This is a genomic window from Brucella sp. BE17, assembly GCF_039545455.1.
GTDB lineage: Bacteria > Pseudomonadota > Alphaproteobacteria > Rhizobiales > Rhizobiaceae > Brucella.
Genome location: NZ_CP154468.1, coordinates 220,490 through 235,267 on the forward strand (window position 1 = coordinate 220,490; position 14,778 = coordinate 235,267).

Consider the following 14,778-nt stretch of genomic DNA (forward strand, 5'->3'; position numbering starts at 1 on the left):
CTGCACTTACTGTCCGGTTCCCATTGATGAGGGGGAGACGAATGGCCGGTCCCAGGAGCCCCCGACAAAGAAAGTGAGCGGGGGCTTGGCAGGCTGCTGTGCAGTCGGGCTTTCGGTACCTGCTTGAGCGGCTTCCTGCTGCTCGGCTCCATGCGACTGGCTATCCGGAAAGATGACCTCGCCGCTCAGTGCCAGACTGCGATCGACAAACGGCACGATACCGGCCAGATTAAGCGTTCCGTCGCTCGTATCGAGACGGGCGCTTTCAAGTGTGGCGACACCGTCTGCCAGATTGGCCTTGAGCGCCATACGATTGAAGGCAAGAGCGACATTATCCTGCCTTTGTAGCGCAAAAAAGCGCTGGTTCTGGGCCTTGGTCAGAAAATCCTGCACGGCGAACCCTTGCATCTGGCCATTGTTGAGTTCTACCGAAACATTGCCCTGTGCGTTGGAAAGCAATGAAGACCAGCGGTTTGCTGGGCCTTTCATGAACAGTGATACGTTGCCTTTACCGCTTATGAATGGTGTGTCGAAACCGAGCGCCGAGAGGAATTGAGCGCTCTCGATACTGCTTGCATTGAAGCGAAATTCGCCGCTGGCGCTTTTAAGATCGCGTACGATCTGCACATTCGCCTGAAGCGTGCCGCCAAATCCTCTGGCGTCGCCGATGTCGAAAATTGCTCGCCCGCCTCTTATCTGGATCGCAGCTGCAACGCCAGTCAGCGTCACTGGCCCTGCGGTCGCATTCTGTGCAGAAAGCCGCAGGTCGAACTCCGAATGGTCGAAGAAACTCGTATCGATCACATCCATATTGGCGCGTGCGCTGGGAGGATAGGTGCGGTTGTCGGGCAGCGGCACGAAGGCTGAAAACAGGCTGCGCAATGCGAGTTTCTCGAAAGCAAGCGTTCCGGTAACGGTAGGTTGTCCATTCTCAAGCCCAATTTCGATCACGCCTTTTGCCGGGCTTTCACCTGCCATCATGTCAACATTGGCGAATTTCCATCGCTTGGGTGTCGCGGTAATGGTCGATTCCAGCGAAAAGGCACCGATTTCCGAACTGCCTGCAACGGGTGGCAGGTTCAACCAGCGTATGGCGTTGCTGAGCGAGGGCGTGTTGATACTAAGACTGCCTTCGAAGAAGCGTTCTTTTGAAATGTTGGCCTTGCCTTGAAAGGAGAGGCTGAAGGGTTTTGCTGTGAGGTTGACGGAAAGGTCGGAGTTCCCGCCCGACAGCAGCCTGAGCGCCTGGGCTGCGGTGATGTTGAACTGGGACGCTTCGCCCTTCCATTTGGCCGAACCTTTGAGTGCAGCGGCACTGGTCGTCTGCGGCCAGTCGAGCGTCATGTTGACGGCGGTGATATGCTCGTCTTCGCTGTTTTGGGTCTCAGTTTGCGCCTCTGCTCGCATGAAGGCGATGGTTCCATCGCGCACGACAACGCGACCAAATGGCTGCGAAGCCAGGTCGGCTGCCTGACTGTCATCGTTGGCCGCGCCCTCCAGCAGCCGTCTCTGGGCGCGAATTGCTGTGCCAAGGCGTCCGCCGGAACTGGCGATTGCATCGAGAAAGGCCGGAAAATCCGTTACAGATCCGTCGATATTGACATGCGGACGCACGATCTGTGTTTCGGAAAAAGAAATGTGCCCCATGATTGCATCGAAGGGCGACAGCTCTACTTCGATGCGGTCAGCGCTCATAAAGGGCGTCTGGCCCTGATCGGTCAGTTTGCTCAGTGTCACACCATTAAGCGATGCCCGCAGCACCGGAAACACTTTCAGCCGCGGTGCTTCGCGCAATTCGACGCTATAGCCGGTCCATGCGCTGATTTCTTGTGCCACCCGCACGCGGATAGCATCGGTCGAGACGATGAACGGCAATACTGCAAGCAGGGTCGCTGCGGCAGCCGCGCAAAGAATGACGAGCGCGATGACAAGGCGTGCGAATTTAGGCCAGCGCATCAATGATCCTGTCTGTGATCCGGAACAATCCATTTAAAGCATATTAGAGCCGGCGGGAAGATAAGCTCGACAAAATATGTTTGAAATAAAAGGGTTTAGAGCCTTGATCAGGCAGAAATATGATCGTTCAGCATCAGGCCCGGGCCTAATCGGCAAGCACCCGTGTCGGTGGGAATATTACTTCAACCATTGTCCCGCGCCCGGGCGTGGATTCGATTGCAAATTGGGCGCGATTAGCCTCGACCATGGCCTTGGTCAGGGGCAGGCCCAATCCGGTTCCTTCACTGCGCCAGTCGCGCGGATTTTCACTGCGGCTCTGTTTTGAAGCCTGACGTTGCAGATTGTTGACCTGACGGAAGGGTTTCAGCGCCTCCTCGATTTCGCCCCGTGTCATGCCAATGCCGGTATCGCGCACCCGCATCGCCACATCGCCGTTCAACTCATAGCTTGTGGAGATAATGACCTGACCGCCGGGTGCGGTGAAGCGAACGGCGTTGGACAGAAGATTAAGCGCCACCTGCTTGATCGAGCGCGCATCGGCAACAATATCTGGCAGGTTGGTCGGGAAGCTCGAGCGGATGATGATGCGCTCGCGATTGGCCTGCGGCTGCATCAATGCGATGGCTTCGCCAATAGCGTCATTGAGCGAGACCGCTTCGAACTGCATGTCGAGCCCACCGGCCTCGATCTTGGAAATGTCTAGAAGATCATTGACCAGCGCCAGAACATGATTGCCGGAGCGGTTGATGTCGCGCAGATAATCGCGGTAGCGTTCATTGCCGATGGGGCCGAATTTTTCGTCTGACATCAGCTCCGAAAAGCCGATGATCGCATTGAGTGGCGTGCGGATTTCATGGCTGATACGCGCCAGAAAATCGGTCTTTTGACTGGACGCTTGTTCCGCTTGTCGGCGTGCATCGGTCAGCTCTTCTTCGGTGCGCTTCCATTGCGTAATATCGCGCAGAACGGCGCAAAAGCCGCGCTGCTGCGGCAGCTTGCCGATGGTCATGAACAGAGGAATAACGCCGCCATTGGCTTCGCGCCCCATCACTTCGCGGCCGTCATTGAGCACGCTCAAAACGCCGTTGCCGGAAAGGCCACTAAGATAATCCATCGCCGCACGCTGGCTTTCCACCGCAAAGAGCATGGAAAAGACTTTACCTTGCGTGTCCTCGCGATCATAACCGAAAAGGGCTGCGGCAGAATGGTTCATCGAGCGGATGCGCCCTTCGGGATCAATCAGAACGACACCGTCCGTCGCTGTGTCGAGAATTGTTTTTAACTCATCCACATGCGCTTCAAGCGCTTCCTTTTCTTCATCCTGTGCGGCGGTGAGCGCTGGCACCGGGTTAGGTGCTAGGGGGATTGCCACCGGCATCAGGCTCAGCATAAGGGCGCGCGCGCCGCGCCACGCAATTGCATTGAGATGCGCATCAACCGCCTGTTCGCTGCCATCGGCACGGCGTAGGATCATGCCCTGGCCTTGATTGCCAGTCTGTTGCTGGTCATCGCTTTCGCTGTTGAAAAGCGCATCGATGCCTCCAGCATCCCGTATATCTTCAAGGTTTCGATAGCCGGTGAGATCGAGCAACGCCTCGTTGACGTAGTGGACGTTGTCACCGCTATGAATAATCACCGGCAGGGGAAGATTTGCGAGAAGGGCAGTTTCTTTTTCAGGCTGCTCGTCTTCGGCTAGAAAATGGACGTTGTCCGGCGTGATTGTCTCGGCGGGCTGATCTTCCACGACAGTTTCCGCAGGCGTCGCGGAAAATCCTTGTTGGCGCAGGCGCTCGGCGATCTCACGAAAAGCATTGCGTTCGGTGTCGGTCAGTCCACCTTCAGAGCGGTGTTCGCGCGCACGCAGCTTCTGCTTTTGCTCGTCGCTTGCGACCTTTTCTTGCGCGCAGGCTTTCAACAGGCTGGCGATTGCATCCGATTCCCGGCTGAGCGCGCTGCGTGGCGGCGTAATTTTTTCCGGACTGTCGTCATTGGCGACTTCTTGCGTTAGCGCCAACGCCCCGTCTTCAATGGTTTCTTCCGTGATGACGGGTTTCGGCGCCTGCTTTGGTGCATTGTTACCAGCTAGTGCCAGGCCGATCTGCTCGGGGTCTTCCACCGCGCCCTCCGGGCGTACGAGGCCAAAGCCGCGAAAGCCGTTAAAGACGCGGTCGCGCGAATAGACCGGAAGAGCGGCGAGTTCCACCGGCACGCGCAGGCTGGTGCCTTCGACGGGCCACATCAGCCGTTTGCCTGACCATGTGTCGCGTTTTGTCAGCAGCGCTGCAACGGTGCCTTCCGTGTCAAAACCGAAAACGGTGGCGACATCGCCAAAGCGCCGCCCGGTCACATCAGCGGCATTTGGACCGACTGTAGCGGCGAATTCCGGCGATATTTCACTAAATACAGCGTCGGCATCAGTTCTCCAGATGAAGCGGGCCGGGGGGGATGCGGGATCGAACCGGAAACTTTGCCGGTTGGGTTTTTCCGGCAAGGACGCATCCGCTGCTACAGAGGGTGTGGAATTGAGCGCCGGAGCCGGGGCTACGATGCAAAGAAGATGCTTGGGCGGTGTATCTGCAAGACGGGCGACGGCGCCCGGCACTGAGTGACTTCCGGCGCGAATGCGGCGCTTGACGAGCCGGTCGTCGGCATCCGCTGCTTCTATAACCAAATCTTCCAGTGTTGTGGCTGTGATATCGAGTGAGGAAAAATGTGGACTTGATGCGAGAATATTTCCGTCAGCATCGAGCAGAGCAACATGCGTTTCTTTATCACCAAGGCCGGCAATGACTGCATCATCTTGTGTGTTTGGAGTGGATGTTGCCGGGGTGCTGCTGGTCAAAAGCAGGCCGATCACGCCGTCCGGAAGCGTTATGGTGGAAATTTTAAGCTGTGTTAATTCCGAGCGCAGGCCGGTTTCAAGACGTACTGAAACGCTGCGCGGCCCGGCCCCTGCATCCGCGCTGGCAGTGGCGATCTGGCGGCGAGCAGCGACAGGCAATTGCGGTTCGCTGCCAATCAACGTCTCGATACGATCAAAGCCCAGTAGTTTTGCACCGGCACCGTTAGCCCACAATACGCCTGACAGAACGTGGTCGAGCACGATCTGTGCGTCGCCCCGGACAAAGCCCTCGCGGATGTCATCCAGCGCGGCGATATCAATGAATGGGTATGGTCCAGACATACCGGTCCTATCTGTCCTTTTGGCCGTTTAAGGCTTTTATTAACGTCTTATTAATAAGCTTGTCATGCGCCTGGGTCCATATTGCCAATGGATATGAGCCAGTTTTTCTGTTGCCTTAGTTAATGCGCGAGGCGCAATTTTGAAGGGCGCGAACTTTGTTGCGATTATATATGGTGGTCTTGGGAAAATGGCGGCAGGTTTGATGATGGGGTATTTCTCAAAAAGAGCGCTATAATCTCTTGCAATATGGATCGATTCTCCGTATGTGACCCCCTGTCGGTGCCGCTGAGGTGGAAATATCCGGCAACGGTACGCGGTCGTAGCTCAGTTGGTTAGAGCGCAGGATTGTGGCTCCTGAGGTCGTTGGTTCAACTCCAACCGACCGTACCATTTTCTCCCAGATTTTTGATTTCTGTCCTTTGCTGCGACGGTATGGGTCGTAGGCTCTTGATTGTTGCGCTCCTCCCTTGACCCGGGCATGACCGCGACATAATACCATTACGACGGTTCCCCGACCGAGAGCGAAGGGGATTAATAGGGAACACGGTGAGGCCGACCCAAAAGGGACCGAGACCGTGGCTGCCCCCGCAACTGTAAGCGGATTGCTGTTCATCCTCGTGACGTCAAAAGCGTCATGTCACTGTGCGAGCAGCACGGGAAGGCAGATGAACAGCATCTTGTCCGTGAGCCAGGAGACCTGCCGTCTAGATTGTGTCCATCGTCACGGGCGGGGAAGCCCGGAGCAGGAGCCGGTTATGACAGCACATCGCGTCGAAAGACGCCTGCCTTTCTTTTCATGCATATCCCCGGATATGTCGGTTTGCTTCGCGCGCTCTTCCGTCTGCGCCTGCGTGTCTGTTTAACGCGGGCTTTTTCTCATCATTTCGGGGATTTCCATGAAAATTATCGGCAAGGCGGCACTTGGTGCCGCATTCGGCGCTTTTACTTTCCTTGCAGGCGCAGCAACCCTTCAGGCGGCAGAAACCCAATATCCGCTGACGCTGAAAAATTGCGGTCGCGATGTAACCTTCAAACAGGCACCCGCCCGCGCGGTCGCGGTCGGCCAGAGCAGTGCCGAAATACTCTACAGCCTCGGTCTTGGCGACAAGGTTGTCGGTACGGCGGTGTGGTTCGGCCCGGTGCTGAAAGGTTTTGAGGAGGTCAACGCCAAGGTCAAGCGCCTTGCCGAAAACGATCCAAGTTTTGAAAGCGTTCTGGGACAAAAGCCCGATCTGGTGACGGCTGACTTTCAGTGGCATGTTGGCCCGAACGGCATTGTTGCGAAGCCCGAGCAGTTCGAGGAACTGGGGATTGCCGCCTATACATCGCCCGCCGATTGCGTGGGCAAAGATAATTCCGGCGGTGGTGATGGTGTACGAACAGCCCCTTTCACCATGAACATCGTCTATCAGGAAATCAGTGAACTGGCCGAAATCTTCAACGTGCAGGATCGTGGTGAGAAGCTGATCGCCGATCTCAAGGCACGTGAGGACGCAGCACGCAAAAAAATCGCAGCGTCAGGTAAGAAACTGTCGGCCGCGGTTTGGTTTTCCAGCACGCAAATTGACGCCGATCCCTATATTGGCGGTAAGTTCGGCGCTCCGGCCTATATTCTCTCGGCACTTGGTATTGGGAATGTTATAACAAGTGAAGAAGAATGGCCGACCATAGGCTGGGAAACTGTTGCCAAATCCAATCCAACGATGATCGTGGCGGCCAAACTCGACCGTCGACGTTATCCGGCCGATGATATTGCCGTCAAACATGAGTTCTTGAAAAGCGATCCGGTGACAAGCCTGATGCCTGCGGTCAAGAATGGCCACGTCTTTGATGTGGACGCGCAATCGATGAGTGCTTCGCAGCGTGTGGTCGAGGGGATCGAGACATTGGCCGCGGCCATTGCCGATTCGGATCTCAATCAATGACGGCCCAGCCCGCCACGGCAAGATTGCCACGAAACAACAGGATCGGCGCTGCCATACTGGCGCTGATCCTGCTTCTTGTCGCACTTTGGCTGGGCGCTTCTATCGGCGAAACCGCGATTCCGCTTGATGTGGTGGCAAAGACGGTTGCCAATCGGTTGTGGCAGGCGGGCTATCCGCTCGACCCGATCGATGAGGGCATCGTCTGGAGCTATCGCCTGAGCCGTGCTGTGGTGGGAGCCTGCTGTGGTGCGGCCCTTGCGATGTCGGGCGTGGTTCTGCAATCACTTTTGCGCAATTCGCTGGCCGATCCCTATATTCTGGGCATCTCCGCAGGCGCCTCTACCGGTGCGGTCAGTATCGCCATTCTGGGCGTAGGCGGTGGTGTGTTGAGCCTTTCCTTCGGGGCCTTCATCGGCGCGATCATTGCCTTTGTCCTGGTGTCGCTTCTGGCCATGAAAGCGGGGCGCGGCAGTGCGGCTATCATTCTGGCAGGTATAGCCGGTTCGCAGCTTTTCAATGCCATGACATCCTTCATCGTGACCAAAGCCGCCAATGCCGAACAGGCTCGAGGCATCATGTTCTGGTTGTTGGGCAATCTCTCCGGCGTGCGCTGGCCCGATGTGACGTTGGCTTTGCCCGCCTGCCTGGTCGGCCTCTTTGTCTGTCTTTGGCATGCGCGCGCCCTCGACGCCTTCACTTTTGGTGCGGAATCGGCAGCATCTCTCGGCATTCCAGTGCGCCGCGTCTATGCTATGCTGATTGGTGTCTGCGCACTGATGACGGCGGTGATGGTCTCGATCGTCGGCTCAATCGGCTTTATCGGCCTTGTCATTCCGCATGCCGCACGCATGCTTGTCGGTGTGCGCCACGGTGCACTTTTGCCGGCTGCCGCCTTGATTGGAGCAATCTTCATGATCGCTGCCGATATCGTGTCGCGCATCATCGTTCCAGGGCAGGTTTTACCTATCGGTGTTGTAACCGCACTGGTTGGAGCGCCTGCCTTCGCGCTGCTGCTGGGGCAAAGGCGGGGGCGTTCATGATGCTTTCAGCGCAAGGCGTTTCATGGTCGGCGGGCGGGATCGAAATTTTGCGTGGGGTTTGCCTTGACGTTCAAGAGGGCGAGTTTCTCGGTATTATCGGGCCGAACGGGTCCGGCAAGACAAGCCTGCTATCTCTTCTGTCGGGGATCAGGCGTCCGCGGTCCGGCACTGTTCTATTAGGCGATACGTCTATCGCGCAATTAAGCCGCCGCGAGGTTTCAAGGCGTCTGGCGCTGGTGGAGCAGCAGGCAGAAACGATGGAGCGTATCACGGCGCGTCAGGCGGTTGAGCTTGGCCGTACGCCCTATCTTGGTGCTTTGTCACCCTGGTCGGCACAGGATGATGTCATTGTGGAAAGCGCCCTCATCAATGTGGATATGGCGCATCTGGAACGGCGCTACTGGCACACGCTTTCCGGCGGGGAGCGTCAGCGCCTGCATATAGCCCGCGCGCTTGCGCAACAACCTCAGATATTGCTTCTCGACGAGCCGACCAATCATCTCGATATCGGCCACCAGATCGGACTGCTCGATCTGGTCAAACGGCAAGGTCTGACGGTGATGGCGGCACTCCATGATCTCAACCATGCAGCCATGTTCTGCGACCGTATCGCTGTGATGGATAAGGGGCAGATCGTGGCGCTGGGGTCGCCACGCGATGTGTTAAGCGCCGCACTTATCCGTCGTGTTTTCGGTGTCGAGGTTGAAATAGAGCATAGCGGCGCGGAAGGTTGCCATATCCGCTATTGTGCGCCGGGCAAAATGCAACAGAAGCCCGCGGCACACTTGCGGGCCGTGTGATCAGTCCTTTGCCAATGCTGCCTTGAGGCGAGGCTGTTGCAGATCAAGCCCCAGCTTTTCGGCACGTGCGATGATCGGTGCGAAGCGACGCTGCTTCTTTTCCGCGTGATTGGATGCGATATCGGCAATGCGGTGTTTGAGATATGGATTGAGAAAGCGTTCGCGCACTGTGGCGACATAGTTTTCTGCCTCCGAGCCCAAGCCTTCGGCCGCAAAGACTGGCAGAACTTCCTCGCGCCAGAGGGCTTCGAGCGCGTTGCGGATGGTTTCATCCTGCATGGCTTGCAGCACAATCTCATCTTGAGGACGCTTGCCGGTTAGCCATTGCTCGGCAATGAATGTATGCCCGAGATTGAGAAGATAAAGTTTCAACTGCTCGTATAGCGCCAGATTGTCGGTGACAATGATATCTGGATGCGTACAAGGCAAGATCAACCCGTCGGTCTGCTCGATAGCCCAGAGCGCATAAGGCTCGGCTATGGCGCCGACGGGCTCGATTGCTTCGGATACGATGCGGTCGACGAGGCTATTGGCAAAGACGCAGTGCTCGCCAAGCCATCCGATGAAGTTGGCGGACAGGTTCCAGTCGTGCGCCATGCCGATCAGGATCGAGCGTAGCTTGTCGCCATTGCGCGAAATCAGTTCACATGGGAAAATCGAAAGCGGCGCATGCGGGTTGTTCTGCCAGCGGTGGTGCGTGAGAACGAGGAGCTTTGCCGGAAAGCTTTTGGGCAAAGTCTCTGGATTTTCAAGCAGCGAAGCATCGTCGCTTGCGTCCAGTTCATAGCCTTTGTCGCCGGTGTTAGAAAGAATGACGGTGACTCTCGTACCCAGATCGAGGATCGCTTGCCAGTCGCGATGCGCGGAATAGGCGGCGGAAACCCCAGTGGCGCGATGTTCGGTTTCTGACGGTTTGCCATCGACCAGACCGCGGATGATCACCGGATAGCCATTCCCTTCATGCAACGCCTTTATGCGCGCTGCACTTTGCGGATTGGATGTGGTCTGCACCACGGCGATCGTACCGATTGCCTCACGCTTTGCGCGTGCCTGCGAAACGAAGAAATCGACATGGGCAAGCAGGAAACGGCTGGTGCCGAACTGAAGAATTACTGGCTTTTGCGTCATGGCATCCTCCCGGAAATATTTGTACTAGCTACGCAAACAGGCGTAAACTGGTCAAGCCAATGTAGAGATTTGAGCTTTCAAATCCTGCCCATTGAACAATTTGTCGCAATAAGGCATCAGTTCATGCATATTGCGCTTGGTTAAGACGCAGAATATGGTAAGGCCAATTTGGGAGAAGTTATGAGTGATATGCCAGTCATGGCGGAACCACGGCGGCTTTATCAGCAGATAGCCGACAGGGTGCGCGAGCGCATTCAGGACGGGCAGTTTCCACTCGGAAGCAGGCTTCCGGCGGAGCGTGAACTTGCCCAGCAACTGGGTGTGTCGCGTCCGTCGCTGCGTGAGGCGCTGATCGCGCTTGAAATCGCCGGCACTGTCGAAATCCGCATGGGGTCGGGCATTTATGTCAGTGCAGGACCGGACAAAAGGGTCTTGTCTCAGGCGATTGGTGAAAGTCCGCTAGAGATCATGCAGGCGCGGCAATTGATTGAAGGCAGCGTGGCTGTCATGGCCTGCGCGCGCATGACGCCCGACGGGCTTGGCGAATTGCGCGCAACGCTCAATGCCATGCGCGAAAATGTCAGTTGTGATCGTACCGCGATGGAACTCGACCGGCAATTTCATCTCCTGCTTGCGGGTCATGCCGGCAATTCGGTTCTGGTAAAAGTCATTCGCGATCTTTTCGACGAGCGTCATAGTCCGCTCACGGCACAAATCAGAACGCGTTTTGAAAACAACGATACCTGGTCACTGGCTCTGGTGGAGCACGAGATCATTTATACGGCACTTGAAGCGAGGGATCCGCTTCAGGCGCAGGCAGCCATGCAGATGCACCTGGAGCGGTCCAGACAACGCTGGATGGATAACGAGCCGCAGGCTTGAAAACCGGGCGGCAAACTGAGGTCAGACATATGAATGTTTCCATTGTGGCAAATGCTGCGCCGGTTATCCTTCTGCACCCATCGGACGATGTCGTGGTAGCGCGAACGCCTGTGCGTGAAGGCCATTCCATAGGGCTTAGCGGTATCACGGCCCGTCAACTGATCGGGCGGGGGCACAAGGTGGCGATCCATGCCATCCCTTCGGGCAAGGAAGTGCTGAAATACGGTCAGGTGATCGGTGTGGCCACGCAGGATATTGCGCCCGGCGAGCATGTCCATCTGCACAACCTTGCCATGCTGCCCTCCGAGCATGAGCATCAGTTTTCCGTCGATATCGAAGAGCGCGGCATGGTGGCGGAAGCCGAACGCCGCCATTTTATGGGTTATGATCGCGGCGCGGGCGGGGTTGGTACGCGCAATTATATCGGGGTGATTTCCTCGGTGAATTGTTCGGCCACCGTCTCGCGCTATATTGCCGATTATTTCAACCGCATGGGTGGGCTTGACGGTTTCGATAATGTCGATGGCGTGGTGGCACTGACGCATGGCAGCGGTTGCGCGCTCAACACCAAATCCGAAGGCTATCGTCTTCTGACGCGCACGATCCAGGGCTATGCCAAGCATCCGAATTTTGGCGGCATTTTGTTGATCGGTCTTGGCTGCGAAACCAACCAGATTGCGCCGATCCTCGAACATTATCGCATGGAGGAAGGCTCGCGCCTGCGCACCATGACCATCCAGCAGCATGGCGGCACACGCAAGACCATCGATGCGGCGATTGCCGAGATCAAGCAAATGCTGCCGCTGGTCAATGAAGCCAAGCGCACGAAGCAGCCACTTTCAAAGCTCAAGCTGGCGCTCGAATGCGGCGGCTCGGATGGTTATTCCGGAATTTCCGCCAATCCGGCGCTGGGTTATGCATCCGACCTCATCGTTCGTAATGGCGGCACTACGGTTCTGGCGGAAACACCGGAAATCTATGGTGCCGAGCATCTTTTGACGCGCCGCGCCGTAACCCCTGCGGTTGCGCAAAAACTGTTGCAGCGCATCGACTGGTGGCGCGATTATACCGCGCGCAATGGCGATGAGCTCAACAACAATCCTTCGCACGGCAACAAGCTTGGCGGGCTAACCACCATTCTGGAAAAATCGCTGGGTGCTGTCGCCAAAGGTGGCTCCATGCCATTGAAGGCCGTCTATGAGTTTGCCGAAACGGTGACTGAACAGGGCTTCGTTTTCATGGATACGCCGGGTTACGATCCCGTTGCTGTAACGGGACAGGTTGCGGGTGGCTGCAACGTGATCTGCTTTACTACCGGGCGCGGTTCGGTCTCCGGTTTCAAGCCTGCGCCCTGCATCAAGATCGCTACCAATTCAGAAATGTATGAACACATGAAGGAAGACATGGATCTGAACTGCGGTAGCATCGTCACCGGGGAGGAGAGCATCGAACAGGCGGGTCTGCGCATGTTCGAGCACATTATCGCGGTCGCATCCGGCGAAAAGACGCTGAGCGAAATCTACGATTATGGCGACAATGAATTCGTGGCCTGGCAGGTTGGCGCCGTCACCTGAATTTTTGAAATATAGGAATATCTGATGGTCAAGGTTTTGCGCATCGAGAGCGAAAACGTAACCCGATTTGCCGAAATCGATGAAGCGCCACTGCTGCCCGGTCATGTGCGTATTCGCGTGCGCCATGTCGGTCTGTGCGGTAGCGATCTCAACACCTTCAAGGGGCTGAACCCGCTTGTCGAACTGCCGCGTATTCCGGGCCATGAGATCGGGGGCGAAATTATCGAAGTCGGCGAAGGGGTTGATGCGGCTTATGCCAAGGGAAAGCGCGTTATCGTCCTGCCCTATACAAACTGCGGCACATGTTCTTCCTGCCGCAAGGGGCGGCTGAATGCGTGTCGTTATAACAAGACGCTGGGTGTGCAGCAAAATGGTGGACTGGCGGAACAGATCGTGCTGCCTGCTGAAAAACTCATTCTCAACGACACGCTGAAACCACGTCATCTGGCGCTGGTCGAACCACTTTCGGTCGGATTTCATGCGGTGGCCCGTGGACGCGTCGAGGCGGGCGAAACCGTGGCTGTGCTTGGCTGCGGTATGATCGGCATGGGGGTGCTGATCGGTGCGGTTGCGCGCGGTGCAAAGGTGATTGCCATCGATCCGAGTGCTGAAAAGCGTGAACTGGCGCTGCATCTTGGTGCCACCCATGTCCTGCCAAGCGGCGAGGACGTGGTTGAAAAAGTCATGCAACTGACCGGCGATGACGGCGTGGATGTAGCTTTCGAGGCCGTCGGACTGCCGGTTACTTTCACACAGGCTGTCGATCTGGCGGGTTTTGCCGGGCGGGTGGTCTATGTCGGTTATTCCAAGGCGCCGGTCACTTATCAGACGCAATTCTTCAACCTCAAGGAACTCGACATCATGGGCTCGCGCAATGCGATGCTTGCCGATTTTGAAGCTGTCATCGCGCATCTGGAAAAGCTTGGAAATGATGCCGACGGACTTATCTCGAAAGTGTTTGCATTCAACGACGCTGAATGGGCCCTGCCTTATTGGAATAGCGACCGTAATGTGCTGAAAATCATCATTGAACGCGACTGAGTAATACGCCTTGGTGTCGACAAGATAAATGCAGAGCGTTATGGGTAGGCCTTGAAAAAGGAGCCTGCCCATGGTTTTGCCCGTCCGTCCCGCCCCTATTGATAATGCCGAACGCGCACAGCGGCTTGAAGCCTTGCGTGCGGTTTTGCGCGCAAAAAATATTGGTGCCCTTTTGCTGGGTTCGACCGAGAGCCTCTATTATTTTACAGGCCTGGTGTGGCATCCAAGCGAGCGGCTTCTGGGAGCTGTCGTCACGCAGAGCGATCTGACCTATATCGTGCCGGGTTTTGAGCTGAGTCGTGTGGAAAGCCTGCCGCATCTTAAAGGCAGAATTTGCATATGGCAGGAGGAAGAGAGCAGCGCCGCGCTGGTGGCCTCGATTGTGCCGGAAAAAACAAGCCTTGCAGTGGATGATGCGGTTCCGCTGTTTGTCTATCATGCGCTGACGGCAGAAATTGGCGTCGAGCGTCTGGTGGATGGCGGTCCGATCATCGGTTCACTGCGGCTTTGCAAGTCTGACGCTGAAATTGCCATCATTAGATATGCGATGGCCCTGACGCTTGAGGTTCACAAGCGCGCGCATGATTTCATCAAGCCCGGCGTGGCGGCGTCGGATGTCGTGCGCTTCATTGACGACCAGCACAAGGCGCTCGGTGCCGACAATGGTTCCAGCTTCTGCATTGTTTCGTTCGGAGAAGCGACCTCGCTGCCGCACGGCGCGGACGGCGAGCAGTTTTATAAAAGCGGTGATGTGATCCTTGTCGATACCGGATGCCGGATCGATGGCTATCATTCCGACCTGACGCGCACCTATATGCTGGATGAACCGGCGCCGGAATTTTCGCGCATATGGGCGATCGAACGCGAAGCGCAGCAAGCGGTTTTCGATGCGGCCAAATTAGGGGCACCCTGTTCCAGCCTCGACGATGCGGCGCGTGCCGTTCTGGGGAAACATGGTCTGGGCCCGGACTATAAACTGCCCGGCCTGCCGCATCGTGCAGGCCATGGTCTGGGTCTTGAAATCCATGAAGCGCCTTTCATCGTGCGCGGCAATGCATTGCCACTTGAGAAAGGCATGTGCTTTTCCAATGAACCGATGATCGTGGTGCCGGAGCAGTTCGGCGTTCGTCTCGAAGATCATATCTATATGGCCGATGGCGGTCCACGCTGGTTCACGCAGCCAGCCAAAGGCCCGACCGAGCCGTTTGCCTGATGAAATCAGGCGTCTTCAGATGGAACCTTTTGGCG

The 14,778-nt window shown here is 56.6% G+C and carries 10 protein-coding genes, 1 tRNA gene and 1 riboswitch; of the genes, 8 read left to right on the plus strand and 3 right to left on the minus strand.

All coding sequences use genetic code 11. The annotated features are described in order from the left end of the window. Positions 1 to 6: 6 nt before the first annotated feature. Both AAIB41_RS12480 and AAIB41_RS12485 read right to left on the minus strand, forming a co-directional pair. Positions 7 to 1,956 (minus strand): AsmA family protein, encoded by a 1,950-nt coding sequence (locus AAIB41_RS12480; RefSeq protein WP_343315614.1) that lies wholly within the window; start codon positions 1,954 to 1,956, stop codon positions 7 to 9. A 145-nt stretch (positions 1,957 to 2,101) separates the two neighbouring features. Then, positions 2,102 to 5,140 carry a PAS domain S-box protein gene (locus AAIB41_RS12485; RefSeq protein ID WP_343315615.1) on the minus strand — a complete coding sequence of 1,013 codons (3,039 nt, stop codon included), beginning with the start codon at positions 5,138 to 5,140 and terminating at the stop codon, positions 2,102 to 2,104. A 313-nt stretch (positions 5,141 to 5,453) separates the two neighbouring features. On the opposite strand from AAIB41_RS12485, the gene AAIB41_RS12490 reads away from it, so the two are divergent. The 4 genes from AAIB41_RS12490 to AAIB41_RS12505 all read left to right on the plus strand — a co-directional run bounded on the left by AAIB41_RS12490 (position 5,454) and on the right by AAIB41_RS12505 (position 8,905). Beyond that, positions 5,454 to 5,530 (plus strand) — tRNA-His (locus tag AAIB41_RS12490). A 97-nt stretch (positions 5,531 to 5,627) separates the two neighbouring features. Continuing rightward, positions 5,628 to 5,860: riboswitch (cobalamin riboswitch) on the plus strand. Between the two features lie 176 nt (positions 5,861 to 6,036). Continuing rightward, the gene (locus AAIB41_RS12495; RefSeq protein WP_343315616.1) at positions 6,037 to 7,065 is read left to right on the plus strand and encodes an ABC transporter substrate-binding protein; all 1,029 of its coding nucleotides are present in this window, start codon (positions 6,037 to 6,039) and stop codon (positions 7,063 to 7,065) included. Continuing rightward, positions 7,062 to 8,105, plus strand: a complete 1,044-nt coding sequence (locus AAIB41_RS12500; protein WP_343315617.1) for an iron ABC transporter permease — start codon at positions 7,062 to 7,064, stop codon at positions 8,103 to 8,105. Before AAIB41_RS12495 ends, AAIB41_RS12500 begins: the two co-directional genes overlap by 4 nt. Further along, positions 8,102 to 8,905 carry an ABC transporter ATP-binding protein gene (locus AAIB41_RS12505; protein WP_343315618.1) on the plus strand — a complete coding sequence of 268 codons (804 nt, stop codon included), beginning with the start codon at positions 8,102 to 8,104 and terminating at the stop codon, positions 8,903 to 8,905. Before AAIB41_RS12500 ends, AAIB41_RS12505 begins: the two co-directional genes overlap by 4 nt. Here the strand turns inward: AAIB41_RS12505 and AAIB41_RS12510 are convergent, their stop codons facing one another. Continuing rightward, positions 8,906 to 10,033, minus strand: a complete 1,128-nt coding sequence (locus tag AAIB41_RS12510) for a mannitol dehydrogenase family protein (protein ID WP_343315619.1) — start codon at positions 10,031 to 10,033, stop codon at positions 8,906 to 8,908. A gap of 180 nt (positions 10,034 to 10,213) precedes the next feature. Here AAIB41_RS12510 and AAIB41_RS12515 point away from each other — a divergent pair, with 180 nt between their 5' ends. The 4 genes from AAIB41_RS12515 to AAIB41_RS12530 all read left to right on the plus strand — a co-directional run bounded on the left by AAIB41_RS12515 (position 10,214) and on the right by AAIB41_RS12530 (position 14,743). After that, positions 10,214 to 10,915 (plus strand): FadR/GntR family transcriptional regulator, encoded by a 702-nt coding sequence (locus AAIB41_RS12515; protein WP_343315620.1) that lies wholly within the window; start codon positions 10,214 to 10,216, stop codon positions 10,913 to 10,915. A 29-nt stretch (positions 10,916 to 10,944) separates the two neighbouring features. After that, positions 10,945 to 12,489, plus strand: a complete 1,545-nt coding sequence (locus AAIB41_RS12520; protein ID WP_343315621.1) for an altronate dehydratase family protein — start codon at positions 10,945 to 10,947, stop codon at positions 12,487 to 12,489. Positions 12,490 to 12,513: 24 nt separating this feature from the next. Next, positions 12,514 to 13,530 (plus strand): zinc-binding alcohol dehydrogenase family protein, encoded by a 1,017-nt coding sequence (locus AAIB41_RS12525; protein ID WP_343315622.1) that lies wholly within the window; start codon positions 12,514 to 12,516, stop codon positions 13,528 to 13,530. Positions 13,531 to 13,600: 70 nt separating this feature from the next. Beyond that, positions 13,601 to 14,743, plus strand: coding sequence for a Xaa-Pro peptidase family protein (locus AAIB41_RS12530; RefSeq protein ID WP_343315623.1), 1,143 nt, complete (start codon positions 13,601 to 13,603; stop codon positions 14,741 to 14,743). The last annotated feature ends 35 nt before the right edge of the window (positions 14,744 to 14,778 follow it).